This is a genomic window from Streptomyces sp. NPDC059567, from assembly GCF_042735655.1.
Classification (GTDB): domain Bacteria; phylum Actinomycetota; class Actinomycetes; order Streptomycetales; family Streptomycetaceae; genus Streptomyces.
Genome location: NZ_JBHWBS010000019.1, coordinates 1 through 26,160 on the forward strand (window position 1 = coordinate 1; position 26,160 = coordinate 26,160).

Genomic DNA, 26,160 nt, shown 5'->3' on the forward strand with positions numbered 1-26,160 from the left:
TCACTCCCCCACTCCCCCCACCCCACCCACCCCCCCCCACCCTCCTCCCCCCCGCCCCCCCACCCCCCCATAGCCAGGAGGCGGGCGGAGCGTGTCACGCGTGCTCTCCGCCGCCCAGGTGATGCACCCGGACCATGTTCGTGGTGCCCGGGACGCCGGGGGGCGAGCCGGCCGTGATGACCATCGTGTCGCCCTCGCTGTAGCGCTGGAGCTTCAGCAGCTCCGCGTCGACGATGTCGACCATCGCGTCCGTGGTCTCCACGAACGGGACGAGGAAGGACTCCACGCCCCAGCTCAGCGTCAGCTGGTTGCGGGTGGACTCGTCCGTGGTGAAGGCCAGGATCGGCTGGATCGTGCGGTAGCGCGAGAGGCGGCGCGCGGTGTCGCCGGACTGGGTGAAGGCGATCAGCGCCTTGCCGCCCAGGAAGTCCGCGATCTCGCAGGCCGCACGGGCCACCGAACCGCCCTGCGTGCGCGGCTTCTTGCCCGGCACGAGCGGCTGCAGGCCCTTGGAGAGCAGCTCCTCCTCGGCCGCGGCGACGATCTTCGACATCGTCTTCACGGTCTCGATCGGGTAGGCGCCCACGGAGGACTCGGCCGAGAGCATGACCGCGTCCGCGCCGTCCAGGATCGCGTTGGCCACGTCGGAGGCCTCGGCGCGCGTGGGGCGGGAGTTGGTGATCATCGACTCCATCATCTGGGTGGCGACGATGACCGGCTTGGCGTTGCGACGGCACATCTCCACGAGGCGCTTCTGCACCATCGGGACCTTCTCCAGCGGGTACTCCACGGCGAGGTCGCCACGGGCCACCATGACGGCGTCGAAGGCGGCGACCACGTCCGCCATGTTCTCCACCGCCTGCGGCTTCTCCACCTTGGCGATGACCGGGACTCGGCGGCCCTCCTCGTCCATCACCTTGTGGACGTCCTTGACGTCGTCGGCGTTGCGGACGAAGGAGAGGGCGACCATGTCGCAGCCCATGCGGAGCGCGAAGCGGAGGTCCTCGACGTCCTTCTCGGACAGGGCCGGGACGTTGACCGCCGCACCGGGCAGGTTGATGCCCTTGTGGTCGGAGATGACACCGCCCTCGATGACCACGGTCTTGACCCGCGAGCCCTCGACCTCGACCACGCGCAGCTCGACGTTGCCGTCGTTGATCAGGACCTGGTCGCCCTTGGAGACGTCACCCGGCAGACCCTTGTACGTGGTGCCGCAGATGGACTTGTCACCGGGGACGTCCTCGGTGGTGATGGTGAACTCGTCACCGCGCACCAGCTCGACGGGACCCTCCGCGAAGGTCTCCAGACGGATCTTGGGGCCCTGGAGGTCGGCGAGCACGCCCACGGCGCGGCCGGTGTCCGCCACCGCCCTGCGGAGACGGTCGTACCGCTCCTGGTGCTCTGCCTGGGTCCCGTGGCTCATGTTGAATCGGGCCACGTTCATACCGGCCTCGATGAGAGCCTTCAGCTGCTCATACGAGTCGACGGCGGGGCCCAGCGTGCAGACGATTTTGGAACGGCGCATGAGGCGGATCCTATCGGTTTGTTTCACTGCGGAATATTCCGTCTGGTGGAAAGTACAAATGGGCGCGAGGGCGCTCAGGCGTTCACTCCTCCGAGCGGTTCCCCGCACACCAGAGCGAAGGTCTGACGGGCGATCTCCAGCTCCTCGTCCGTCGGCACCACCGCCACCGCCACCCGCGCGTACTCCGGCGAGACGATCCGCGCCTCGTCGGACCGTACGGCGTTCAGATCGGCGTCCACCGTCAGACCCAGCTCCTCCAGACCGGCGATCGCAGCTTCCCGCACCGGAGCCGCGTTCTCGCCGACACCCGCCGTGAACGCCACCGCGTCCACCCTCCCGAGTACCGCGTAGTACGCCCCGATGTACTTCTTCAGCCGGTGGATGTAGATGTCGAAGGCGAGCGCGGCCCGCTCGTCACCCTCGTCGATCCGGCGGCGGATCTCCCGCATGTCGTTGTCGCCGCAGAGCCCGACCAGCCCCGACTTCTTGTTGAGCAGGACGTCGATCTCGTTCTCGTCCATCCCCGCCACCCGCTTGAGATGGAACGTCACCGCCGGGTCGATGTCGCCCGAGCGGGTCCCCATGACCAGGCCCTCCAGCGGCGTCAGCCCCATCGAGGTGTCCACGCACCGCCCGCCCCGGACGGCCGAGGCGGAGGCCCCGTTGCCCAGGTGCAGCACGATCACGTTCACCTCCTCGGGCGCCTTGCCGAGCAGCCTCGCCGTCTCGCGCGACACATAGGCATGCGAGGTGCCGTGGAAGCCGTACCGCCGGATCCGGTGCGCGTCCGCGGTCTCGACGTCGATCGCGTACCGGGCCGCCGACTCCGGCATCGTCGTGTGGAAGGCGGTGTCGAAGACCGCGACCTGCGGAAGGTCGGGGCGCAGCGCCATCGCCGTACGGATGCCGGTGAGGTTCGCCGGGTTGTGCAGCGGCGCGACCGGGACGAGCCGCTCGATCTCGGCGAGCACCTCGTCGTCGATCACGGTCGGGGCGGTGAACCGCAGCCCGCCGTGCACCACCCGGTGGCCGATCGCGGCCAGTTCGGGGGAGTCCAGGCCGAGCCCGTCCGCCGCCAGCTCCTCGGACACCGCCTTCAGCGCGGCCGCGTGATCGGCGATCGGGGCGACCTTCTCGCGCTTGACCCCGCCGCCTCCTTGCAGCGGCGTGTGGACCAGCCGCGAGGTCTCCTCGCCGATCCGCTCCACCAGACCGACCGCGAGCCGGGAGTGCTCCTTCATGTCGAGGAGCTGGTACTTCACCGACGAGGAGCCGGAGTTGAGGACGAGGACGCGCGTGGCGGTGGCGGTGCCGGTCATGCGGGGAGCTCCTGAGCCTGGGACTGGATCGCCGTAATGGCGACCGTGTTGACGATGTCGCTGACGAGCGCGCCGCGCGAGAGGTCGTTCACCGGCTTGCGCAGACCCTGCAGCACCGGGCCCACGGCCACGGCGCCGGCCGAACGCTGCACGGCCTTGTAGGTGTTGTTGCCGGTGTTGAGGTCCGGGAAGATCAGTACGGTCGCCTGCCCGGCCACCTCCGAACCCGGCAGCTTCGTCGCGGCGACGGACGGCTCGACGGCCGCGTCGTACTGGATGGGCCCCTCGATCCGCAGCTCCGGGTGCGACTCCCGTACCAGCTTCGTCGCCTCGCGGACCTTGTCGACGTCCGCGCCCGAGCCCGAGGTGCCGGTGGAGTACGACAGCATCGCGATCCGCGGCTCGACACCGAAGCGCGCCGCGGTGGCCGCCGACTGCACGGCGATGTCCGCGAGCTGCTCGGCGTTCGGGTCCGGGTTGACCGCGCAGTCGCCGTACACCAGCACCTTGTCGGCCAGGCACATGAAGAAGACCGAGGAGACGATCGACGCGTCCGGCTTCGTCTTGATGATCTCGAAGGCCGGGCGGATCGTCGCGGCGGTGGAGTGCACCGAACCGGAGACCATGCCGTCGGCCAGGCCCTCCTGCACCATCAGCGTCCCGAAGTAGTTCACGTCCGAGACGACGTCGTACGCCAGCTCCACCGTCACGCCCTTGTGGGCCCGCAGCTCCGCGTACTTCTCCGCGAACGAGTCGCGCAGCTCCGAGCTCTGCGGGTCGATCAGCTGGGTCGACGGAGAGGACAGGTCGATGCCGAGATCGGCGGCCCTCTTCCGGATGGTCTCGACGTCACCGAGCAGCGTCAGGTCGCAGACGTCGCGGCGCAGCAGGACGTCGGCGGCGCGCAGCACGCGCTCCTCGGTGCCCTCGGGCAGGACCACGCGGCGGCGGTCGGCGCGGGCCTGCTCCAGGAGGTCGTGCTCGAACATCATCGGGGTGACCCGGCCGGTGCGCGCCACCGAGATCCGCTTCAGCAGATCGGCGGTGTCCACGTGCCGCTCGAAGAGACCGAGGGCGGTCTCCGCCTTGCGGGGCGTCGCCGCGTTCAACTTCCCTTCGACGGAGAACAGTTCGGTCGCCGTGGTGAAGCTGTTGCCGGGGACCGACAGCACCGGCGTGCCGGGCGCGAGGCGGTGGGCCAGGGTCAGGATCTCCTCGCTGGGGCGCTCGTTCAGCGTGAGCAGGACGCCGGCGATGGGCGGGGTGCCGGCGGAGTGGGCCGCGAGCGCGCCCACCACCAGGTCGGCGCGGTCCCCGGGGGTGACCACCATGCAGCCGGGAGTCAGCGCGTTGAGGAAGTTCGGCAGCATCGCGCCGCCGAAGACGAAGTCCAGGGCGTTGCGGGCCAGACCCGAGTCGTCTCCCAGGACGACCGAGGCGCCGAGCGTGTGGGCGATCTGGGCGACGGTGGGGGCGGCGAGGGAGGCGTCGTCGGGGACGACGTAACAGGGCACGGGCAGCCGGGCCGTGAGCCGTTCGGCGATGGCCTCGCGGTCCTCGCCCGCCACCCGGTTGACCACCATCGCGAGGACGTCGCAGCCGAGCCCGTCGTACGCCCGGAACGCGTTGCGCGCCTCCGCCCGTACGGACTCGGCGGGCTGGCCCTTGCCGCCGACGACCGGTATCACCGAGGCGCCGAACTCGTTGGCGAGACGCGCGTTGAGCGCCAACTCGTCGGGGAGCTGGGTGGCCGAGTAGTCCGTACCCAGAACGAGTACGACTTCGTAGTCGCGGGCCACCGTGTGGAAGCGGTCGACGAGCCGGGAGACCAGCTCGTCGGTGCCCTGCTCGGCCTGGAGCGCGGAGGCCTCGTGGTAGTCCATGCCGTAGACGGTCGACGCGTCCTGGGAGAGCCGGTACCGGGCCCGCAGAAGATCGAAGAGACGGTCGGGGCCGTCGTGCACCAGGGGCCGGAACACCCCCACCCGGTCCACCTGGCGGGTCAGGAGCTCCATGACTCCCAGCTCGACGACCTGCCGGCCGTCCCCGCGGTCGATCCCGGTCACGTACACGCTGCGCGTCACGCCGTGGTCTCCTGTCCAGTCCTGTCCGCCCGGTCTCGTCAACCGAGTGCGTTCAAAAAACCCCGCAAGGGTGGCAATGCCCTCTTGACAATACCTCTGAGGGTGGGTAGGACGCCCGCCGGGCGAAGGGCCTGGAAAGGCGGGACGAAAGGCCCCTGGGGCCGGGCCGCGGAGTAGCAGGGAGCGCGGGGGTACTGCCGGGCGTGGGAGAATCGACAGAGCTCACATGTACCACTCACCGAGCAGGAGACACAGCACGATGCGCATCGGAGTTCTCACCGCAGGCGGCGACTGTCCCGGCCTGAACGCAGTGATCCGGTCGGTCGTGCACCGGGCCCTGACCGGCCACGGCGACGAAGTCATCGGCTTCGAGGACGGGTTCAAGGGTCTCCTCGACGGGCACTACCGGCCCCTCGACCTCAACGCGGTGAGCGGCATCCTCGCCCGCGGCGGCACCATCCTCGGCTCCGCCCGCCTCGAGCGCAACCGGCTGGCCGAAGCCGCCGAATCCGCCCAGGAGTTGGCGAAGCTGCACGGCATCGACGTGCTCATCCCGATCGGCGGCGAGGGCACACTGACCGCCGCCCGGATGCTCGCCGACGCCGGGATGCCCGTGGTGGGCGTCCCGAAGACGATCGACAACGACATCTCCTCCACCGACCGCACCTTCGGCTTCGACACCGCCGTGGGCGTGGCGACGGAGGCCATAGACCGTCTCAAGACCACCGCCGAGTCCCACCAGCGCGTGATGGTCGTCGAGGTGATGGGCCGGCACGCCGGCTGGATCGCGCTGGAGTCCGGCATGGCCGGCGGCGCGCACGGCATCTGCCTGCCCGAACGCCCCTTCCAGGTAGACGACCTCGTCAAGATGGTCGAGGAGCGCTTCGCCCGCGGCAAGAAGTTCGCCGTCATCTGCGTCGCCGAGGGCGCCCACCCCGCCGAGGGCTCCATGGAGTACGCGAAGGGCGCGATCGACCAGTACGGCCACGAGCGCTTCCAGGGCATCGGCAACCGGCTCGCGGTCGAGCTGGAGCGGCGCCTCGGCAAGGAGGCGCGGCCGGTCATTCTCGGGCACGTCCAGCGCGGCGGCACGCCGACGGCGTACGACCGGGTGCTCGCGACCCGCTTCGGCTGGCACGCGGTGGAGGCCGCGCACCGGGGCGAGTTCGGGAAGATGACGGCGCTGCGCGGCACGAACGTCGAGATGGTGCCGCTGGCCGAGGCCGTGACGCAGCTGAAGACCGTCCCGGAGAGCCGGATGTCCGAGGCCGAGTCGGTCTTCTGAGAGCCGGTCTTCCGGCCCGAGCGGCCGGGACCTCGGTCCCGACTTCGTCCCGACCGAGGGTTACGCCGGCGGGCGCAGCGCGCCCGACCCGCGAGAGGCCACCGACGCCGCCTCGTTCATCGCGCAGCTCCAGGCGCTCAAGGACTGGTCCGGGCTGACCTACCGGGATCTGTCGGCCCGCGCCGCCGCACTCGGCGACGTCCTGCCCCGCTCGACCGTGGCCAACATGCTCGCGCGCTCGACCGTCCCCCGCGAGGAGCTCCTGACCTCCTTCGTCCGCGCCTGCGGGGTGGACCCCGCAGCCCTGGAGAGCTGGCAGACGGTCCGCAAGGAGCTGGCGGCACGGGGCGTGTACGAGCCCTACGGGACCGACGCCACCGCAACGGACGACGAGACCTCCACCCTGTGGCCCACCGCGCCCGCGCCCGCTCCCGATCCCGCCGACGAGCTCCCACGCCCCCGGTCGCGCACGTACCGGACACTCGTCGGGGCCGTCGCCTTCACCGGACTCGTCCTCGCCGCGGTCAGCGTGGTCGTCGCCCTCGTCCAGGAAGGAGACGGCGACGGCGGTAGCAGGACGGAGAAGGGCATCCCGATCGCGCCCGCCGCCGGGGACATACAGATACGGGTGATCGGCTCGGACCTCTGCCTGAACGAGCGAAGGGGCGGCCGCAGCGGCCAGATCCACCAGCGGACGTGCGAGGGCGCCGACGTCCCCCGCTACTCCCTCATGGATCTCGGGGCCGGCACCTGGCGGATCGTCTCCGACCACCCCGACTACGGCCCCGGCTGCTCCGGCATCCCCACCGGCGGCCGTATCGCGGACGCCGCGTTCGAGGACTCGGAGTGCGGCGACCCGACCCGTGTCGAAAGGTTTCGCCTGGAGCCCCACGGCAGCCCCGTCGCGGGCTACCGCATCGTCCCCGTGGACTCGGCGACAGCCGGCTCCTGCGTGACCGTGACGGGCGACCGCACGGCGGAGTGGGCGAAGCTCGCCCAGGCACCCTGCCGCCCGGACGCCCAGGGCCAGCTCTTCAGCTTCGACCGCCGGACCTAGCGGACCCCGGCCGGTTGACCACCCGTACGGCCTAGGCGCCCGCCGGCTCCACCAGGCGCCGGCGGAGGGTCTCCACCACCGCCGGATCCAGGCCCACGTGCCCGGTGACGTACGCGTACACCGATCCGTACTGCGCCCTCAGGTCCGCGAGGAAGAGCCGCATGATCTCCGCGGGCGCCCGGCCGTACCCCGGCCAGCGCAGTTCCCGCCCCGGGTTGGCGGCGCGCCAGTCGGCGATCAGCCGCTCCGTGGCCAGTTCGGTCAGTGCGAAGTCGTCGAGGATCTGCTCGTCGGAGACGTCGAGGAGGGAGAGGACCACGGCGGCGAGCAGACCCGTACGGTCCTTCCCCGAGGCGCAGTGGAAGACGAGCGGCCCCTCCGCGGACGCGATCACCTCCAGGGCCTCGCGCAGCTCCACCGCTCCGTCGGCCGCGACCTCGGCGAACCGGTCGGCGAGATAGCGCCACGGGTCGATGCCCGGGTCGATCTCCGCTTGGTCGTACGGCCGGTGCTCGATGCTCAGGTTGTGCCAGATGATGCCGTCGGTCTCCGGTGAATCCGGCATACGGCCCTTGGCCGAGATCTCCCACGGGTAGCGCAGGTCGATCACGGCGGCCACGCCGAGCTCCTGGAAGCGGTCCAGGTCGGGACCGCGCAACTTGGCGAGGGAGTCGGAACGGTAGAGGACGTCCCAGCGGACGGTTCCTCCGTCGGCGGTCCGATAGCCGCCCAGGTCACGGAAGTTGTGGAGGTTCTCGAAGGCTATGTGTCGTCTCACGACAGCACCCTACGACCCGACCAACTCCCAGAAGCGCTCGACGATTCCGTCGAGGTAGGCGCGGCCCGAGTCCCCGCTGTCACCCGAGGCGCCCCAGCTGCTCGTCGCCGCCATCTTCGCGTGGTAGTCGGTGTGCAGCCGCTGGAGCGCGAACTCCAGCGTCCGCTTCTGTATCGGCAGCAGCTTCACGACCGGGCGCACGTACGCCTGCCAGCGGGTCGTGGCCGCGTCCCGCAGCAGCTGGGCCAGGTCGTCGTTCCTGCCCGTCACCGTGAGCAGGGCGCGCGGCCCGAGGCCGAGGGTCTCGGCGAGGGCGGCGGTCTGGCGTTCGTTGCCGCGCCAGCGGCCCGACTCCTCCATCCGCAGATAGCCGGGGGCGTCGAGGCCCAACCGCCGCGCCAGGTCGTCCGGGGCGAGGCCACGGGCCATCCGGTGCTCGCGCAGGGTGGTGGCGGCCGCGATCAGCTCGCCGGGTGCGCACCAGAGGACGCCCGCGAGCGCGGTGAGCTCCTGGGCGGTCGGGGCGAGCCGGCCGCGTTCCCAGGCGATGACGGTGTCGGGGGTGATCGCGAGGCCGTACTGCGCGCGGAGACCGTAGGCGACATGGCCCGGAGCCATGCCGAGGCCTTCGCGCAATCGGCGCGCGGCGAGGGCGTTGAAGGGTGGGGAGAGAGGGGAGGGTTGCACCCTGACACGGTAGATGCGGAACGTGACCATTGGCTACGGTGTGTTCACCCAAGGCCAGAGTCCGTAGAAACGTCGGAACCGGTCGGTAACAATCCGTATCGATCACGGTCGCGTTCGGTGACAGGTGGACGGTGTCCGATGGTCGGTACCCGATGGTCGGGCACGGTTCCCGCTCAGCGGCCGATCGTCGTGATCCACCGGTACTGGAGCTCCGGCCGGCCGATCTGCCCGTACTGCGGGGCCCGCGCGGCCCTCCCGTCCGTGACCAGGTGTTCCAGATAGCGGCGCGCGGTGATCCGGGAGATCCCGACGGCCGTCGCGGCCTCGGCCGCGGTCAGACCGTCAGGGGAGTCCCGGAGGGTACGGGTGACGGCCTCCAGGGTGGGGGCGCTCAGCCCCTTGGGCAGCGAGGCGGGTTGAGGGGTGCGCAGGGTCGCCAGGGCCCGGTCCACCTCGTCCTGCCCGGACGCCTCCCCGGCGGTGGCCCGGAACTCGGCGTACCGGGTGAGCCGGTCCCGCAGGGTCGCGAAGGTGAACGGCTTGAGGACGTACTGCACGACCCCGAGCGACACGCCTTCGCGGACGATCGCGAGATCGCGGGCGGAGGTGACGGCGATGACGTCGGCGGAGTGCCCGCCGGCGCGCAGCGACCGCAGCAGCTGCAGCCCGTGGCCGTCGGGGAGGTACAGGTCGAGCAGGATCAGGTCGACGGGCAGGCGGTCGAGGACGCGCATGGCGGCGGCCCGCGAGTGCGAGACCCCGACGACGACGAACCCGGGCACCCGCCCGGCGTAGAGCGCGTGCGCGTCGGCGGCGACGGGGTCGTCCTCGACGACCAGCACGCGGATGTCCTGGCTCATGCGGACACCTCCGCACCGGCGGAGCCGGTCGCAGCCGCCGAGCCCGAGCCGGAAGCGTCTTGCGGACCGGTCGCGGGGACCCGGGCGGTCGCGGGGGCCGGGTCGGGGGCGAGGGCCGGGGCGGACGCGGGCGCCGACGGGACCGGCTCCGGGGGCGCTCCCGCGGCCGGGCTCGGGCCGGGTGAGGGGACCGGAAGCACCGGACCCGGAGGCTCCGCCGCCCGTCCCTCCTCCGCCGTCAACGGCAGTCGTACGGTGAACTCCGCGCCCCCCTCCGGGGCCCGGGCCAGGATCACCGTGCCCGCGGCCCGCGTCGTCGCCTGACGGACCAGGGCGAGACCGAGGCCCCGGCCGGGCCCTCGGGTGGACCAGCCGCGGTCGAAGACCGCGTCCGGGTCGCCCGTGTCGATCCCCGGGCCGGTGTCGGAGACCCTGAGGAGGAGCTCCCCGTCGTGGGTGCGGGCCGTGACCGTGACCCGCCCCTGCGGCGTACCGCTCGCCGCCTCGACCGCGTTGTCGATCAGGTTGCCGAGGATCGTGACCAGGTCCCGGGACGGAAGCGCCGGCGGCAGCAGCCCGTCGTCGATGCGGCTGTCCTCGGTCAGGACCAGCTCCACCCCCGACTCGTTGGCCTGCGCCGCCTTGCCGAGCAGCAGCGCCGCCAGGACCGGCTCGCCGACCGCGTCGACCACCCGGTCGGTGAGCGCCTGCGCCAGCTCCAGTTCGGCCGTCGCGAAGCCCACGGCCTCGTCCACCCGCCCCAGTTCGATCAGCGAGACGACCGTGTGGAGGCGGTTCGCCGCCTCGTGCGCCTGCGAGCGGAGCGCCTGCGTGAACCCCCGCTCGGAGGTCAACTCGCCCGACAGCGCCTGGAGTTCCGTACGGTCCCGCAGCGTGACGACCGTACCCCGGCGCTCCCCGCCCACCACCGGACGGGTGTTGACCACGAGCACCCGCTCGGCCGTCAGATGCAGCTCGTCCACCCGCGGCTCCGAGGCCAGCAACGCACTCGTGAGCGACACCGGCAGACCCAGGTCCGCCGCCGACCGGCCCACCACCTCGGCGTCGAGACCGAGCAACTCCCGCGCGCCGTCGTTGATGAGCGCGATCCGTCGCCGCCCGTCCAGCATCACGAGCCCCTCGGACACCGCGTGCAGCGCGGCCTCGTGGTAGTCGTGCATCCGGCTCAGCTCGGACGCGTTCATGCCGTGCGTGTGCCGCCGCAGCCGGGCGTTGATGACGTACGTACCGATACCGCCGAGCGCCAGCGCCGCCCCGGCCATCCCGAGCAGGGCCGTCACCTGCTCCCGTACCTGCTCGCTGATCTTCTCGATCGTGATGCCCGCGCTGACCAGACCCACGACCCGGCCGTCGTCGAAGACCGGCGCGACCGCGCGGACCGAGCGGCCGAGCGTGCCCATGTGGGTCTCGGAGAAGGTCGTCCCCTTCAGGGCCGGCTCGATGTGACCGAGGTACGTACGGCCGATCTGGTCCGGCTCCGGATGCGTCCAGCGGGTGCCGTCCGGGGCCATGATCACCACGAAGGCGACCCCTGAGTGCCGCCGCAGCGACTCGGCGTACGGCTGGAGGCGCGCGCTCGGGTCCGTGGAGCCCGCGGCCTCCACCACCGAGGGGGACTCGGCGACGGCCGTCGCGAGCGCGGTGACCTGGCGGGTCGCGGTCTCCTCGGCCTGGGCACGGTCCGTGATGTACGCGAAGACGGCGCACCCGGCCACGATCGCGGCCACGAGCACGACCTGCATCGCGAAGAGCTGGCCGGCGAGGCTGCGGGGTCGGGGGAACGGTACGCGCATGTCGGTAAGTGTGCCCCGCCGGATTTGCGGCGGGGAATCCCGTTCCCGAATCGTTCTCCGTCACAGGGTTCGGTCGTGAACGAAAGGAACGTAAGGGTGACCCGGGTCACAGGCTGATGGATATTCGCTGAGATCCACCGGGACGTGGACACCCATCAGCACGAGGAGGACCCCGTGGCCGCAGCACAACGGGACCGTACCCACTACCTGTATCTCGCAGTCATCGCCGCCGTCGTACTCGGCATCACGGTCGGGTTCGTGGCGCCGGGCGTCGCCGTCGAGCTCAAGCCCCTGGGCACCGGCTTCGTGAACCTGATCAAGATGATGATCTCGCCGATCATCTTCTGCACGATCGTCCTCGGCGTCGGCTCGGTCCGGAAGGCCGCGAAGGTCGGCGCCGTCGGCGGACTCGCGCTCGGGTACTTCCTCGTGATGTCGACCGTGGCCCTCGCCATCGGCCTTCTCGTGGGCAACATCCTGGACCCCGGCTCCAGCCTCCACCTCACCAAGGAGGTCGCCGAGGCCGGCGCCAAGCAGGCCGACGGGGCGAGCGAGTCCACCGCGGACTTCCTCCTCGGGATCATCCCCAAGACCCTGGTCTCCGCCTTCACCGAGGGCGAGGTCCTGCAGACCCTCCTCGTCGCCCTCCTCGCGGGCTTCGCGCTCCAGGCGATGGGCAAGACCGGTGAGCCGGTCCTGCGCGGCATCGGGCACATCCAGCGGCTGGTCTTCCGCATCCTCGCCATGATCATGTGGGCGGCCCCTATCGGCGCCTTCGGCGCCATCGCGGCGGTCGTCGGCGCGACCGGCATCGACGCGCTGAAGTCGCTCGCGGTCATCATGATCGGCTTCTACGTGACCTGCGCGCTCTTCGTCTTCGTGGTGCTCGGCGCGCTGCTGCGGGTGGTCGCCGGGGTCAACATCCTCGCGCTGCTGAAGTACCTGGGCCGCGAGTTCCTGCTGATCCTCTCCACCTCGTCCTCCGAGTCGGCCCTGCCGCGGCTCATCGCCAAGATGGAGCACCTGGGCATCAGCAAGCCCGTCGTCGGCATCACCGTGCCGACCGGCTACTCCTTCAACCTGGACGGCACGGCGATCTACCTGACGATGGCCTCGCTCTTCGTCGCCGAGGCGATGGGCAACCCGCTCTCGCTCGCCGAGCAGGTCAGCCTGCTGGTCTTCATGATCATCGCGTCGAAGGGCGCGGCGGGCGTCACCGGCGCCGGGCTCGCGACCCTCGCCGGCGGCCTCCAGTCGCACCGGCCCGAGCTGGTCGACGGCGTCGGTCTGATCGTCGGCATCGACCGCTTCATGAGCGAGGCGCGCGCCCTGACGAACTTCGCCGGCAACGCGGTCGCGACCGTCCTCGTCGGCACCTGGACCAAGGAGATCGACAAGGCCCGGGTCTCCGAGGTCCTGGCCGGCCGGGTCCCGTTCGACGAGAAGACCCTGGTCGACGACCACGCCCCGGCGGACACCGTGCCCGACCAGCGGGCCGACGGCCCCGGGGAGGGCGTGGAGAAGGCGCGCGCCGGCGTCTGAGACTTCCCGAGTCCCGGGCCTTGAGCCGGATCCGGGCCTCGGGGAAAGGGACGACCCCGGCCGCCCGCGCGGCCGGGGTCGTCCTGTTCATCGCTTCTCAGGCCGCAGGGGCCATGGGGGTCGCTGGGGTCACGACAGTCGCCGGGGTCATGAGAGCCGCTGGGGTCACGAGAGCTGCCGGGTCACGGCAGTCGCCGGGGTCACGAGAACGGGATCCTGACCACCGACTGGTTGCCGACGCCGACCGTGCTCGGCCCGTTCCCGATCGCGTTCCACACCTCGATCCGGACCCGTCCGTTCACCAGGTTCCCGTGGCTGCCGGTCGCCGACCGCAGCCCCCTCGCCTGGGTGTAGTGCTCGTAGCCCGGTACGGGATCGGTCGCGAAGTACTGGTACGTCTCCACGCGCTCCCAGCTCCCGTCGCCCGTACGGTCGTAACTCACCCGCACCTGCTGCCCGTTGGCGACCACGGACCCGGCGTCCACGAACAGGTCGAACTCTGTCGACCCGCCGTTGTACGTCCGGGTGATCGGGCCCGAGGTGAAGACCTGCGCGTTTGCCGGGCTGCCGTCGTGATTGGCGCCGCCCGCCGAGGCCAGAGTCGCGGCGGAGGCGGCCGACTGGGCGTCGCCCGCGCCCGAGCCCGTCCGCAGGTAGAGCTGCGAGGAGCCCGAGGGCGGGGGAGTCGTCGGCGGGGTCGTGCCGGCGCCCTTCGTCCACACCGCCACATAGTCGACGAGCATCGGCCGCCCGGACACCGTCGCCGCCGTCGGCGTCTTCCCGGCCAGCGCGTCCGGGAAGGCTCCGCCCATCGCCACGTTCAGCAGGATGAAGTAGCCCGCGTGGCTGGTCATGTCGGCCCACGCCTGGGCCCCGACCCGGGTCTCGTTCACACTGTGGAAGAGCTGGTCGTCCACGTACCAGCGCAGCTCGTTGGGGGAGACCGAGCGGTCCCACTCGAAGCGGTACGTGTGGAAGGCCGACTGGCAGCTCGCGTCGGGGCAGGTACGGCTGGCGCCGATGCCGGTGGTCTCCCCGCAGGGGCCGCCCGGGTTCACCCCGCAGTGCAGCACGCCCCAGACCGAGTTGAGGCCGTTGACGTTCTCCATGATGTCGAACTCGCCGATGGCCGGCCAGTTCCAGTAGTTGCCCCGGTACGGCGCGCCGAGCGCCCAGAACGCGGGCCAGTAGCCGAGGGCCGCGTCGCCCGTCACGTTCGGCATCTGGACCCGGCCCTCGATGCGCAGGGTCCCGCCCTCGGGGGCCTTGAAGTCGGCGCGCTTCGTCTCGATCCGGGCCGAGGTCCAGTTGCCCGCGCCGTCCTTGAGCGGGGTGATCCGCAGGTTGCCGGTGCCGTCGAGGCGCAGGTTGTCGGGGCTCGAGGTGTAGTTCTGGATCTCTCCGGTGCCCCAGTTGGCGGGGCCGCCCGGGTAGCCGTGACCGGTGTCGATCTGCCAGTCGGCGGCGTTCGGCAGGGCGCGGTCGGGGCCGTTGAAGTCGTCGCTCCACTGGAGCGACCAGCCGGGCGCCGGGGGCGGAACGGCGCCGCTGGCGGTGCCGGCCCCGCTCAGGCCGAGCAGGGCGCCTGTGGCGAGGGCGGCGGCGAGGAGCGAGGCGAGCAGGGGGGTACGTCGGACGCGGCTCAAGGAGAACACCTCCGGTGGGGATGAGCGCCTGAGAGCGCTCTCAGGAGGCTTTTGTAGTTGGAGACACCGGCCCCGTCAATGGGTCCGGTGCCTTCGGCTACTGAACGTCCAGCTCGGCCAACTCACGTGCATCCAGCACGAGTTCGGCGGCGGCCGCCGAGTCCCGTACCGTCTCCGGACGACTCGCCCCCGGGATCGGGAGCACCGTCTCCGACCGGGCGAGCAGCCAGGCGAGCGCCACCCGCTGCGGACTCACCCCACGCGCCCGCGCCACCCGGTGGAACCCCCCGAACGCGGGGTCCGCCTCCAGGGCCGACGCCCCGTCCAGCGAGCTGCGCGAGATCCCGCCCAGTGGACTCCACGGCATGAAGGCCAGACCGAGCTCCGCGCAGAGCCGCAGCTCCGCCTCGGAGTTCCGTACGGCGGGGGAGTATTGGTTCTGTACGGAGACCAGCCGGTCGCCCAGGATCTCCCGCGCGAGCCGGATCTGCGCCACGTCCACATTGGAGATCCCGGCCAGCCGGATCGTGCCCGCATCCAGCAACTCCCGTAGCGCGCCGAGTGATTCGGCGTACGGGACGGCCGGGTCCGGCTTGTGCAGCTGGTACAGCCCGATCGCCTCCACCCCGAGCCGTCGTGCGGACGCCTCGGCCGCCCGCCGCAGGTGGGCCGGCCTGCCGTCGATGGTCCAGTCGCCGTCGGCCGTCCGCCCTCGACCGCCCTTCGTGGCCACGAGCACCCCGTCCGTACCGCTCCCGCCCTGGCCACGACCCCCGTACGTGGCCAGGGCTCGCGCCACCAGAAGCTCGCCCTCGCCCGGCTCGCCGTCCGGCGGGTAGTACGAATCCGCCGTGTCGAGCAGCGTCACGCCCGCGTCGAGCGCCGCGTGGACGGTGGCGAGGGCGCGGGCCTCGTCGGGGCGGCCCTCGATCGACAGCGGCATCGCGCCGAGACCGATCGCGCCGACGCGTACGTCTCCGAGCATCCGGTAGCGCATCAGCGCGCCCCCAGCGTCTCGGAGAGGGCCTGTGCCAGCCACTGCGCGGAATGCGAGAAGGAGAAGCCGAGAGCCGTCGCGCGGGAGTTGTCCATGCCGTACGAGCGGGCGAAGGAGAAAGGTGACACCTCGCCGACCTCCACCTCCTGGAGAACGGTCCTTCCGCCCACCTGTCTCTCGATCTCGGCGCAGATGTCGGCGGTGGTGAGCGGACCATGGGAATGGGCGTTGACCGGTCCGGTGAATTCCGTCTCCACCGCCCATGCCAGGAATTCCGCTATCTCCTCGACGTACACATAGGTGGCCGGGTGGTTCACCGCCGGTACGGCGATCGGCTCGCCCGCCCGCACGCGGCGCGCGTAGTGCTCGACCCGCCCGGTGAAGTCGTCCTCACCGCCCAGCACATGGGCGACCCGGACCGCCGCGTACGGGAAGGGCGGCTCGGCCGCGAACACGGCCTCGGCCTGCCGCTTCCCCTCGCCGTAGTGCGCGTCGAGGAACTCACCGTCGTCCCAGGGAAGGTCGGGATCGACGGTGACCGTACGCGGATCGACCGCCTCCTCCCGTACGGGCGTGGCGGAGTCCTCGTACTCGTACACCTCCACCGTCGACGTCATCACATAGCGTCCCGTGCGCGGCCCGAACACCCGCCGGGCAATGGCGGCCTGGCGCGGGGTGTAGCAGACCTGGTCGACGACGACATCGAAAGTCCGGTCGCCGAGCGCGAATTCCAGAGCGGCCTCGTCGTTCCGGTCGGCGAGGATATGGGCGACCCTGTTGGGAACGCCGGCCGGGACATCGTCCGAAACGCCGGCAGGAACGCGGGAGGAACCCCGGTTCAGAATCGTCACGGCGTGTCCGGATTCCAGGAGACGGGCCGTCAACCGCTTTCCGAAATAGCGGTTCCCGCCGATGATCAGAATGTTCATGCGACCAGTGTTACGTTGTGCGCTCGCTGTCTGAAGGGGGAAACATGGGAGTACCGACCGCCGCACCGAAGGAACCACGGCATCTGCGCCCCGCCGCCGACGAAACCTCGGGAGGCGCCTTCGACCCCATCGACCGGCAGATCCTGGACCTCGTCCAGACCGACGGTCGCATCAAGCTCAGCGAGCTCGGCCGGCGCGTCCGACTGAGCCCCGCGGCCGTCACCGAGCGGGTGCGCCGACTGGAGGCCTGCGGGGCGATCACCGGATACGGAGCCCACGTCTCCCCGTCCCGGCTCGGCTACGGCATCCAGGCATTCATCCGCGTCAACCCGCACGGCGGCTACACGCTCAAGCACCCGCGGACCCTGGAGCTCACCGCCCGGCCCGAGATCCGCGAGGTCCACCACGTGGTGGGCGAGGACTGCTGGATCCTCAAGGTCGCCGTCACCGACACGATCCATCTCGAAGAGATCCTGGAGCAGACCTCGGCGCTCGGCCGGACGACGACCTCGATCGTCCTGTCGTCCCCCGTGGAGCGCAAACCGCTCCTTCCTCCACGCGCCGGAAACGGGTCTTGACGAGGTGGTGGCGGGGCCCGGCTTGGCGGCTGCCGGCCGGTGGGTTGCTGGGACTCATGCCCCGCTGGTCACTCCCGGACTTCCGTCCGGGGCGAATGAGTGGTGGAAGGTGAAGGCGTGCGGCGCGGAGCCGTGGTCGTGGAGGTGTTCCAGCCTGGAAACACCGTCCTGCCAGGTGGGTATCACGCCGTCGGAGACCCACCAGCACACGTAATTCGGGTGTCCTGTCCGCTCGAACCAGTCGTAACGCCTGCTCAGCGCCTCACGGTGCAGACCGGTGTAGACGGCGTCGACGGCGGGGCGCAGGTCGGTCCAGAGCGAGAGTGTCGCGGCCAGGGCGGTGGTTTCCACCGTACGGCCCTTGCCGTACCAGGTCGGTACGGCGAACTCTCCCCATGCGCACCAGTCCGCCTCGAAGAGCATGCCCCGGTCACCGTCTGGCGTTTCAGCACGCGCGAGGTATCCGGGGTGCTGACTGATCTCCGGGTAAACGGCCTCACCACTGTCGTCCGCTCTTTGTGGAGGCGGCGGCTGGGCGAGGCCGAACGGCGGCTGTCTGCCGCCAAGTCGGGCCCCGCCGCCCCATTCAACGACCGCGCAATCCCACCCACGCGCCCGCAGGCGCCGATCCCTGCCCAGGGGCGATCCAGCTCCCCGCGTGGCCACGCCCCCGCCCCTACCCCAGCCTCAGCTCCTCCACCCTCGGTGGTTCCGACGTGAAGTCGCTGTACCGCGCCCAGCGCGGGCGTACCCGCACATGGGTGATTCCCGGCCACGCGAGGCGGTCGCGGCCGTCCGGGTACGCCGTGAAGTAGCACTCCCGGAGCCGTTCCCGTTCCGGGCCGTGCGGGATGTCCGCGACGCCCTCGATCTGGGCGGTGATCTCGCCCCAGCCGATGACCAGCGCGATCCGCGGGTCGGCGACCAGGTTCTCGTACTTACGGGTCGTCTCCACGGTGTCGAAGACGATCTCCAGGTCGTCCGTGACCGCGTAGCCGACGACCGCCGCCTGCGGCGCCCCGTCCCGGGCCACGGACGCCTCGACGGCGAGCCGGTGCCCGCGGAGGAACCGCAGCAGTTCGTCGTGGTCCATGAGTCCTCCCTAGCACGGACCGGCACGGCCCGCGCCCCCGTCCGCTTGCCTTGACGTCGGCGTCAAGGCTTACGTTCGACCCATGCGAATCGGCGAGCTGGCCGAGCGGGCCGGAACGACCACGCGGACTCTGCGCTACTACGAGTCCCGTGGCCTTCTGGCCGCCCGGCGGACGGAGAACGGCTACCGCACGTACGGCGAGGACGACCTGCGGCTCCTCCAGCAGATCAGGACCCTGCAGGACTTCGGGTTCGAGCTGGAGGAGACCCGGCCGTTCGTCGACTGCCTGCGGGCGGGGCACCCGGCGGGGGACGCCTGCCCGGCCTCGCTCGACGTGTACCGGCGCAAGCTCGCGGAGCTGGACGGACTCGTCGAGCAGCTTCAGGCGGTACGCGCCCAGGTCGCCGCGCAGCTGCTGCGGGCCGAGGCGGAGCTGCCCGGCGGCCCGGAACCCACATGCGAACTCGGAGGATGACGGAATGATCCGGACAGACGGTGTCACCGAGGTGACGGACGCCGACTTCGACGCCGAGGTCCTCGGCGCGGAGCTGCCCGTCCTGGTGAAGTTCACCGCGGACTGGTGCGGCCCCTGCCGCCAGCTGGGGCCGGTGCTCGGCGCGATCGCCGCGGAGGAGGCGGACCGGCTGAGGATCGTCCAGCTGGACGTGGACAGGAACCCGGAGATCACGGTGCGGTACGGAGTCCTCGCGACGCCGACGCTGATGGTGTTCCGGGCGGGCGAACCCGTGAAGTCGATGGTGGGTGCCCGCCCGAAGCGCCGCCTCCTGGAGGAACTCGAAGACGTGCTGGTCTAGGAGGCGTTGTCCAGGGGGCGTCGGTCGGGGGACTTCGGCCGAAGGCTGTCCCACAGCTCGGTGCTGTACGCCCCGACCAGCGCGCCCACCCGTTCGAGGATGTCGTCCGAGGGCAGTGGGTCGAGCCGTCGGCCGTCCCGCAGTCGCAGCGCCACAAGGCCGTCGGCCGCCTCCCTCGCGCCGACGACCGCCTGGTACGGGACGAGGCGTGCCTCCCGGATGCGGGCGCCCAGGGTGCCGCGCTCCGGGCCCACGACCTCGGCCCGCAGGCCGCGTTCGGCGCACCGGGAGGCCAGTGCGTCGGCGGCCGGCAGCTCGGAATCCGAGACCGGCAGGACGACCAGCTGGACGGGGGCCAGCCAGGCCGGGAAGGCGCCGCCGTGGTGTTCGAGGAGATGGGCGACGGCCCGTTCCACGCTGCCGACGACGCTGCGGTGGATCATGACGGGCCGGTGCTTGGCGCCGTCCGCCCCGATGTAGTGCAGACCGAAGCGCTCGGGCTGGTGGAAGTCGATCTGCACGGTCGACAGGGTCGACTCCCGCCCGGCTCCGTCCGCGACCTGCACGTCGATCTTGGGCCCGTAGAAGGCGGCCTCGCCCTCGGCGGCCTCGTACGCGAGCCCGGAGGCGTCGAGCACTTCGCGCAGCAGCGCGGTGGACCGCTCCCACAGCTCGGGCGCGGCGACGTACTTGCCGCCGGGCCCGGGGAGCGAGAGCCGGTACCGGGCCGGCGCGATGCCCATCGCCTCGTACGCCCGCCCGATCAGGCCCAGGGCCGCCGCGGCCTCCTCGGCGACCTGGTCCAGGGTGCAGAAGATGTGCGCGTCGTTCAGCTGGATGGCCCGGACCCGGGTCAACCCGCCGAGGACGCCGGAGAGTTCGGAGCGGTACATGCCGCCGAGCTCGGCCATCCGCAGGGGCAGCTCGCGGTAGCTGTGCGCGCGGGAGCGGTAGATCACCGCGTGGTGCGGGCAGAGGCTCGGCCGCAGGACGACCTGCTCGCCGCCGAGCTCCATCGGCGGGAACATGTCGTCGCTGTAGTGGGCCCAGTGCCCGGAGATCTCGTACAGCTCCCGTTTCCCGAGGACGGGCGAGTACACGTGCCGGTACCCGGCCCGTCGCTCCGCCTCCCGGACGTACTCCTCCAGGGTGTGCCGTACGACGGCTCCGTCGGGCAGCCAGTACGGCAGCCCCGAGCCGATCAGCGGGTCGGTGTCGAACAGGTCCAGCTCGCGGCCGAGCCTGCGGTGGTCGTGGTGCATGGCGTCCTCCTGGGGTGCTCGCCCGGGACGAGCGGCCGGAGGAACGACGAAGCCCCGGGGCGCTCGGCCCCGGGGCTTCGTGACGTAAAGACAGCGGTCAGCGCGCCGGGACACTCTCCGGCGTCGTCGTGATGACCGCGGCACGCTTCATACGGGTGACGGTAGCGGGACCACCCTCGGCCCGCACGGGATTATTCGTGGAGCCTGAGCCCGAGGCGGCGCGTGACGAGGTTGACGGCGGTGACCTCGACGGCGAGCTCGTCGCCCTCGCCCGGGGCACGGTCCCCGAGGTCGTCCTTGTGCAGGACGCCCTGGACACCAGGCGCCACCTCGACGAGGACCCCGAAGGACACGACACGGGTGACCGTCGCGCTGCGGACCCCGTCGAACCCGGCGCGGGCGAACGCGGCCATCGGGTCGGGCTCCAGGGCCTTGAGCGAGAGGGACACCCGCTCCCGGTCCATGTCCACGTCGAGCACCTCGAAGGCGTGCTCCTCGCCTTCGGCGATGACGTCGGCGGGGGTGTCGACGGGGCGCCAGGACACCTCCGGGATGTTCATCGTCGCCTCCACCCCGCCCAGTTCCACGAAGGTCACGCCGAAGCTCGCGATCAACGCGACGACACCGGTGACGACATCGCCCCGCTCCAGCCCCCGCAGGAACGCCGCCCGCTCCTCGCCCTCCAGTCTCAGAAGCCCGCGCGCGTCCTTGAACGCCGTCTCGCTCAGCAGGGTCCGCCAGCGGGTGAACAGCTTCAGCAGACCGCCTCCGTGGCGGTCCCAGAGCTCGCGGTTCTCCTTCAGCACGTCCAGTTCGTTCGCCGCCGTCAGTTCCGCGAAGTCCGCCCGCTGCTCCCGCGTCGGCGTGAACGCCTCCCCGGTGAAGCGGTCCCGGAAGAGTCCGTCCTCCCGCCCGATGGCGGGGTACGAGAATTCCCGGTCGCAGCTCGCGTAGAAGTACACGATCTCCTCCGCCTCCGCGCCGATCGCCGCCGCCAGTACATCGCGGCGTTCCAACGGCAGCAGCCGCTCGGCGAAGCCGTCCGTGCCGTAGAAGGCGTGGCACAGGCCGGCGAGTCGGAGGGCGTCCCGTGCGCCCCAGGCGGTCAGTCGGGCCTCGACCCGGTCCAGGTGGGCGAGCAGGGTGCCGCCCGGGTGGTCCAGCGTGTCCGCGCCGTGGGCGATCGACAGATCGCGGGCTTCGTCTCTCCCCATGAGACATGAAAATACCCCGACTAGAATTGCAGTCGGGGCTGTTTCTCGCGTATATTCATGGATTCCGTGTCTGCGCACAACGAAAGACGCGGAGAAGTTCAATAAACGCACTGTATCGCGCCGGGAGTCGAATTGTCAACCGAGGAATTTCGGAATGAGCAGCAATTCATCACTGAGCTCTACGCACGACTCGACGACCTGAGGGACCGGGCCGAGGCCGACGTCGGCCGGGCGCTCAAGGCGCCGTGGGTCGGCAACCAGGGCCGGCTGGAGCGTGACGTGATGGTCGCCGAGCAGTCCGGGCTGCTCGCCGCCTTCAACGCGGGGGAGACCGGGCTCTGTTTCGGGCGGCTCGTCTTCAGGGACGGACGCGACCACCACATCGGCCGCATCGGCATCCGGAAGGACGACCCGGACCGCACCCCCCTCGTCGTCGACTGGCGCGCCGAGGCCGCCCGCCCCTTCTACCTCGCCACCGGGTACGAGCCCATGGGGCTCAGCCGCCGCCGGCACATCACCACCCACGGCCGCGACGTGACCGCCCTCCACGACGAGGTCCTCGACCTCGCCGACGGGACCCGCACCGGGCACGAGAACAGCGACGCCGACGAGGTGCTGCTCGCCGCGCTCGACGCCGCCCGCACCGGACGGATGCACGACATCGTGCAGACCATCCAGGCCGAGCAGGACCGCATCATCCGCTCCCCGCACCGCGGCGTCCTCGTCGTCGAGGGCGGCCCCGGCACCGGCAAGACCGCCGTGGCCCTGCACCGGGCCGCGTACCTCCTCTACGCGCACCGCGAGCAGCTCGCCCGGCGCGCCGTCCTCATCGTCGGCCCCAACCCGGCCTTCCTCGGCTACATCGGCAACGTCCTGCCCTCCCTCGGCGAGACAGGCGTCCTGCTCGCCACCCCCGGCGAACTCTTCCCCGGCGTCCGCGCCACCGGTACGGACACCCCGCGCGCCGCCGCCGTCAAGGGCGCGGCCGCCATGGCCGAGGCCCTCGCCCACGCGGTACGGGACCGGCAGCAGGTCCCCGAGCGCGGCGAGCCCCTGATCGTGCCGCACGACGACGGCGACCTGATCATCGACTGGGACATGGCGCTCGAAGCCCGCCACAAGGCCCGCGAGACCCACCTGCCGCACAACCTGGCCCGGCCCTACTTCGTCTTCCACCTCCTCGACGCGCTCGCCGAACAGCTGGCCGACCGCATCGGCGCCGACCCCTACGGCGGGCCCAACTTCCTCGGCCCCGACGACATCGCCCTGCTCGCCAAGTCCATCGCCGCCAGCGCCGATGTCCACGCCGCCATCGACACCCTGTGGCCGCCCCTCACCCCCGAGTCCTTCCTCGCCGACTACCTCGCCGAGCCGACCCACCTCACCGAGGAGGACGCGGCCGCGATCCGGCGCGAGGACGGCCTCTGGACCCCCGCCGACGTCCCGCTCCTCGACGAGGCCGCCGAACTCCTCGGCGAGGACGACTCGGCCGCCCGGGCCGCGGCCGAGGCCGAGCGGGAGAAGCAGATCCAGTACGCACAGGGCGTCCTCGACGTCTCGTACGCCTCGCGCACCTACGAGTTCGAGGACAAGGAGGAGCAGGACAAGGACGCCGCCGAGGTCCTCGCCGCGCACGACATCATCGACGCCGAGCGGTTCGCCGAGCGCCACGAGGAGGCCGACCACCGCAGCGCCGCCGAACGCGCCGCCGCCGACCGCACCTGGGCCTTCGGCCACATCATCGTCGACGAGGCGCAGGAACTCTCCGCGATGGCCTGGCGCCTCCTGATGCGCCGCAGCCCGACCCGCTCGATGACCCTGGTCGGCGACCCGGCGCAGACCGGTGACGCGGCGGGCGTCGGCTCGTGGGAGGACATCCTCACGCCGTACGTGGAGGACCGCTGGGAGCTCGTGCGGCTCGGGGTCAACTACCGCACCCCCGCCGAGATCATGGCGGTCGCCGCCGACGTCCGGCGCGAGGCCGACCCGGGGTTCGAGCCGCCCCGCTCGGTCCGCTCCACCGGGGTCGAACCCTGGCGGCGGACCGTCGAGGACCCGGTGAAGGAGACCGCCGACGCGGTCGCCGCCGAGGCGCACCAGGAGGGCCGCCTCGCGGTGATCGCCCCGTCGGAGCTCCACCCGGCGCTGACGGCCGCGCTCCCGGAGGCCTCGTACGGACCGACGCCCGACCTGACCCGGCCGGTGGTCCTCCTCGACCCGCGCCAGGCCAAGGGCCTGGAGTTCGACACGGTCCTCGTCGTCGACCCGGACGGCATCCGGGCCGGCGCCACGCACGGCATCAACGACCTGTACGTGGCGCTGACCCGGGCCACTCAGCGGCTGGGGGTCATCAGGCGGGCCTGAGTCAGGCGGGCCTGAGCCAGACCGTCGCCAGAGGCGGCAGCGTCATCCGCACGCTGGCCGAACGGCCGTGGGACGGCACCGACTCGGTCTTCACCGGGTCGGTGCTCACCACGTCGCCACCGCCGTACCGCGCCGCGTCCGTGTTCAGGACCTCCGCCCAGGCCGCGAACGCGTCCGGGACCCCGAGCCGGAAGTCGTGCCGCACGACGGGGGAGAAGTTGCAGACCGCGAGCAGCGGCGAGCCCTCGGCGTCGTAGCGGAGGAACGCGAAGACGTTGTCCTCGGCCGCGTCGCCCACCACCCACTGGAAGCCCTCCGGGACGGTGTCCCGCTCCCACAGCGCCGGGGTCGCCCCGTACACGGTGTTCAGGTCGCGCACCAGGTCCCGTACGCCCCGGTGGTCCGCCTCCGCGCCGTACGACGGGTCGAGCAGCCACCAGTCCGGGCCGTGCTCGGCGGACCACTCCGCACCCTGGGCGAACTCCTGTCCCATGAAGAGGAGTTGCTTGCCCGGATGGGCCCACATGAAGCCGAGGTACGCCCGGTGGTTGGCGCGCTGCTGCCACCAGTCGCCGGGCATCTTCGAGACCAGGGCCTGCTTGCCGTGCACGACCTCGTCGTGGGAGATCGGCAGGATGTAGTTCTCGCTGTACGCGTACACCATCGAGAACGTCATCTCGTTGTGGTGGTACTTGCGGTGCACCGGCTCCTTCTCGACGTAGCCGAGGGAGTCGTGCATCCAGCCCATGTTCCACTTCATGCCGAAGCCGAGACCGCCGAAGCCGCCGGGGCCGACCTGGTCCGTCGCCCGGGTGACACCGTCCCAGGCCGTCGACTCCTCGGCGAAGGTGATGATCCCCGGGCAGCGCCGGTACACCGTCGCGTTCATCTCCTGGAGGAAGGCGACCGCGTCCGGGTTCTCCCGCCCGCCGAACTCGTTCGGCAGCCACTCGCCGTGCTCGCGCGAGTAGTCGAGGTAGAGCATCGAGGCGACCGCGTCCACCCGCAGACCGTCGAGGTGGAACTCCTCGCACCAGTACACCGCGTTGGCGACCAGGAAGTTCCGTACCTCCTTGCGGCCGTAGTCGAACTCCAGCGTGCCCCAGTCGGGGTGCGCGGAGCGGCGCGGGTCCTCGTGCTCGTACAGCGGCCGGCCGTCGAACTCCGCCAGCGCCCAGTCGTCGCGCGGGAAGTGCGCGGGCACCCAGTCCATCAGCACGCCGATCCCGGCCCGGTGCAGGGCGTCGATCAGGTACTTGAAGTCGTCGGGGGTGCCCATGCGGGCGGTCGGCGCGTAGAAGCCGGTGACCTGGTAGCCCCAGGAACCGCTGAAGGGGTGCTCGGCGACGGCCATGAACTCCACGTGCGTGAAGCCGAGATCGCGGACGTAGTCGGGCAGCTGCTCGGCGAGCTGCCGGTACGTCAGACCCGGGCGCCAGGAGGGCAGGTGGACCTCGTAGACCGAGAGCGGCGCCTCGTGGTGCGGGCGGGCGCCGCGGCTCGCCATCCACCGGCCGTCGCTCCACTCGTGGTACGAGTCGGTGACGATCGAGGCGGTGTTCGGGGGGCACTCGGTGCGGCGGGCCATCGGGTCGGCGCGGAGCGTGTGGGAGCCGTCGGGGCGGGTGATGTCGTACTTGTAGACCGCGCCCTCGCCGATCCCGGGCACGAACAGCTCCCAGACGCCGGTCGCGCCGAGGGAGCGCATCGGCAGACCGGTGCCGTCCCAGTGGTTGAACTCGCCGGTGACGCGGACGCCGCGGGCGTTGGGCGCCCAGACCGTGAAGCGGGTGCCGGTCACCCCCTGGTGGGTCGTGATCCGCGACCCGAGCGCCTTCCACAGCTCCTCGTGCCGGCCCTCGCCGATGAGGTGGAGGTCGAGGTCGCCGAGGGAGGGCAGGAAGCGGTACGGGTCGTGGACGGCGAGCTCGTCGCCGTCGTAGCGCACGCGCAGCTCGTACTCGGGGACCTTGCGGAGCAGCGGCAGGATCCCGGAGAAGAAGCCGTCCCCTTCGTCGTGCAGGGTGGTGCGCTTCCCCTTGGCGAGGACGGCGACCTCACGGGCGTACGGGCGCAGGACCCGGATCGCGACGCCGCCGCGGACGGGGTGGGCGCCGAGGTGGGCGTGCGGGTCGTGGTGCTCCCCGGCGAGCAGCCGCGCCCGGTCCCCCGCGTCGAGTGGCGGCGCCTTCCGCACCTTCCGTACGGGATCCTGGGCCGCCCGGGGCGCGGGCGTCTTCGCCGGGGGCACTGCCGTCTTTCGAGCGGATCGGGCGGTCACGGGGATGCCTCCTGCAAGGGGGGGTCGAAG

Annotated in this window: 21 protein-coding genes and 1 pseudogene; 7 read left to right on the forward strand and 15 right to left on the reverse strand. The window is 71.4% G+C overall.

Going from position 1 to position 26,160, the window contains the following annotated elements:
* Window positions 1–94: 94 nt before the first annotated feature.
* The 3 genes from pyk to pta form a co-directional block, all read right to left on the reverse strand.
* Window positions 95–1,525: a pyruvate kinase gene (gene pyk, locus ACFVZW_RS11995; protein ID WP_384519989.1), complete on the reverse strand. Its 1,431-nt coding sequence runs from the start codon at window positions 1,523–1,525 to the stop codon at window positions 95–97.
* A gap of 74 nt (window positions 1,526–1,599) precedes the next feature.
* Window positions 1,600–2,844 carry an acetate kinase gene (locus ACFVZW_RS12000; protein WP_384519991.1) on the reverse strand — a complete coding sequence of 415 codons (1,245 nt, stop codon included), beginning with the start codon at window positions 2,842–2,844 and terminating at the stop codon, window positions 1,600–1,602.
* Window positions 2,841–4,928 (reverse strand): phosphate acetyltransferase, encoded by a 2,088-nt coding sequence (gene pta, locus ACFVZW_RS12005; RefSeq protein ID WP_384519993.1) that lies wholly within the window; start codon window positions 4,926–4,928, stop codon window positions 2,841–2,843. The genes ACFVZW_RS12000 and pta overlap by 4 nt, the downstream gene beginning before the upstream one ends.
* A gap of 259 nt (window positions 4,929–5,187) precedes the next feature.
* Between pta and ACFVZW_RS12010 the strand changes: the two genes are divergently transcribed.
* On the forward strand, window positions 5,188–6,213 hold the full coding sequence (locus ACFVZW_RS12010; RefSeq protein WP_384519995.1) for an ATP-dependent 6-phosphofructokinase: 1,026 nt from the start codon (window positions 5,188–5,190) through the stop codon (window positions 6,211–6,213).
* Between the two features lie 118 nt (window positions 6,214–6,331).
* Window positions 6,332–7,270, forward strand: a complete 939-nt coding sequence (locus tag ACFVZW_RS12015; RefSeq protein WP_384520100.1) for an RICIN domain-containing protein — start codon at window positions 6,332–6,334, stop codon at window positions 7,268–7,270.
* A 31-nt stretch (window positions 7,271–7,301) separates the two neighbouring features.
* On the opposite strand, the gene ACFVZW_RS12020 is transcribed toward ACFVZW_RS12015, so the two are convergent.
* From ACFVZW_RS12020 to ACFVZW_RS12035, 4 genes are all read right to left on the reverse strand, one after another.
* Window positions 7,302–8,048, reverse strand: coding sequence for a tyrosine-protein phosphatase (locus ACFVZW_RS12020; protein ID WP_384519997.1), 747 nt, complete (start codon window positions 8,046–8,048; stop codon window positions 7,302–7,304).
* 9 nt (window positions 8,049–8,057) lie between these two features.
* The gene (locus tag ACFVZW_RS12025; RefSeq protein WP_384520101.1) at window positions 8,058–8,666 is read right to left on the reverse strand and encodes a helix-turn-helix domain-containing protein; all 609 of its coding nucleotides are present in this window, start codon (window positions 8,664–8,666) and stop codon (window positions 8,058–8,060) included.
* A 242-nt stretch (window positions 8,667–8,908) separates the two neighbouring features.
* Window positions 8,909–9,595, reverse strand: coding sequence for a response regulator (locus tag ACFVZW_RS12030; RefSeq protein ID WP_384519999.1), 687 nt, complete (start codon window positions 9,593–9,595; stop codon window positions 8,909–8,911).
* The gene (locus ACFVZW_RS12035; RefSeq protein WP_384520000.1) at window positions 9,592–11,409 is read right to left on the reverse strand and encodes an ATP-binding protein; all 1,818 of its coding nucleotides are present in this window, start codon (window positions 11,407–11,409) and stop codon (window positions 9,592–9,594) included. Before ACFVZW_RS12035 ends, ACFVZW_RS12030 begins: the two co-directional genes overlap by 4 nt.
* 174 nt (window positions 11,410–11,583) lie before the next feature.
* Here ACFVZW_RS12035 and ACFVZW_RS12040 point away from each other — a divergent pair, with 174 nt between their 5' ends.
* The gene (locus ACFVZW_RS12040) at window positions 11,584–12,951 is read left to right on the forward strand and encodes a cation:dicarboxylate symporter family transporter (protein ID WP_384520002.1); all 1,368 of its coding nucleotides are present in this window, start codon (window positions 11,584–11,586) and stop codon (window positions 12,949–12,951) included.
* A gap of 200 nt (window positions 12,952–13,151) precedes the next feature.
* Here ACFVZW_RS12040 and ACFVZW_RS12045 read toward each other — a convergent pair whose 3' ends face one another.
* From ACFVZW_RS12045 to ACFVZW_RS12055, 3 genes are all read right to left on the reverse strand, one after another.
* Window positions 13,152–14,597, reverse strand: a complete 1,446-nt coding sequence (locus ACFVZW_RS12045; protein WP_384520004.1) for a glycoside hydrolase family 16 protein — start codon at window positions 14,595–14,597, stop codon at window positions 13,152–13,154.
* 97 nt (window positions 14,598–14,694) lie between these two features.
* The gene (locus ACFVZW_RS12050; RefSeq protein ID WP_384520006.1) at window positions 14,695–15,594 is read right to left on the reverse strand and encodes an aldo/keto reductase; all 900 of its coding nucleotides are present in this window, start codon (window positions 15,592–15,594) and stop codon (window positions 14,695–14,697) included.
* Complete coding sequence (locus ACFVZW_RS12055; RefSeq protein ID WP_384520007.1) at window positions 15,594–16,523, reverse strand: NAD-dependent epimerase/dehydratase family protein; 930 nt, start codon at window positions 16,521–16,523, stop codon at window positions 15,594–15,596. Before ACFVZW_RS12055 ends, ACFVZW_RS12050 begins: the two co-directional genes overlap by 1 nt.
* 44 nt (window positions 16,524–16,567) lie before the next feature.
* On the opposite strand from ACFVZW_RS12055, the gene ACFVZW_RS12060 reads away from it, so the two are divergent.
* Window positions 16,568–17,101, forward strand: a complete 534-nt coding sequence (locus tag ACFVZW_RS12060; RefSeq protein WP_384520009.1) for an Lrp/AsnC family transcriptional regulator — start codon at window positions 16,568–16,570, stop codon at window positions 17,099–17,101.
* 54 nt (window positions 17,102–17,155) lie between these two features.
* On the opposite strand, the pseudogene ACFVZW_RS12065 reads toward ACFVZW_RS12060, so the two are convergent.
* Both ACFVZW_RS12065 and ACFVZW_RS12070 read right to left on the reverse strand, forming a co-directional pair.
* Window positions 17,156–17,641: pseudogene (locus tag ACFVZW_RS12065) on the reverse strand (DUF3291 domain-containing protein); the annotation flags it as partial.
* Between the two features lie 136 nt (window positions 17,642–17,777).
* The gene (locus tag ACFVZW_RS12070) at window positions 17,778–18,194 is read right to left on the reverse strand and encodes a pyridoxamine 5'-phosphate oxidase family protein (protein WP_384520011.1); all 417 of its coding nucleotides are present in this window, start codon (window positions 18,192–18,194) and stop codon (window positions 17,778–17,780) included.
* Between the two features lie 82 nt (window positions 18,195–18,276).
* Here ACFVZW_RS12070 and ACFVZW_RS12075 point away from each other — a divergent pair, with 82 nt between their 5' ends.
* Together ACFVZW_RS12075 and ACFVZW_RS12080 are read left to right on the forward strand one after the other, a co-directional pair.
* Window positions 18,277–18,669 carry a MerR family transcriptional regulator gene (locus tag ACFVZW_RS12075; protein WP_384520012.1) on the forward strand — a complete coding sequence of 131 codons (393 nt, stop codon included), beginning with the start codon at window positions 18,277–18,279 and terminating at the stop codon, window positions 18,667–18,669.
* A gap of 4 nt (window positions 18,670–18,673) precedes the next feature.
* On the forward strand, window positions 18,674–19,009 hold the full coding sequence (locus tag ACFVZW_RS12080; protein WP_384520014.1) for a thioredoxin family protein: 336 nt from the start codon (window positions 18,674–18,676) through the stop codon (window positions 19,007–19,009).
* On the opposite strand, the gene thrS is transcribed toward ACFVZW_RS12080, so the two are convergent.
* Both thrS and ACFVZW_RS12090 read right to left on the reverse strand, forming a co-directional pair.
* The gene (thrS, locus tag ACFVZW_RS12085) at window positions 19,006–20,271 is read right to left on the reverse strand and encodes a threonine--tRNA ligase (protein WP_384520016.1); all 1,266 of its coding nucleotides are present in this window, start codon (window positions 20,269–20,271) and stop codon (window positions 19,006–19,008) included. The two genes, ACFVZW_RS12080 and thrS, sit on opposite strands and share 4 nt — an antisense overlap.
* A 191-nt stretch (window positions 20,272–20,462) precedes the next feature.
* On the reverse strand, window positions 20,463–21,485 hold the full coding sequence (locus ACFVZW_RS12090; RefSeq protein WP_384520018.1) for a DUF6817 domain-containing protein: 1,023 nt from the start codon (window positions 21,483–21,485) through the stop codon (window positions 20,463–20,465).
* Window positions 21,486–21,617: 132 nt separating this feature from the next.
* On the opposite strand from ACFVZW_RS12090, the gene ACFVZW_RS12095 reads away from it, so the two are divergent.
* Entirely contained in the window at window positions 21,618–23,849 is a 2,232-nt protein-coding gene (locus ACFVZW_RS12095) for a HelD family protein (RefSeq protein ID WP_384520020.1), read from the forward strand.
* Window position 23,850: 1 nt separating this feature from the next.
* Here the strand turns inward: ACFVZW_RS12095 and glgB are convergent, their stop codons facing one another.
* Window positions 23,851–26,130: a 1,4-alpha-glucan branching enzyme gene (gene glgB, locus ACFVZW_RS12100; protein WP_384520022.1), complete on the reverse strand. Its 2,280-nt coding sequence runs from the start codon at window positions 26,128–26,130 to the stop codon at window positions 23,851–23,853.
* Window positions 26,131–26,160: the final 30 nt, after the last annotated feature.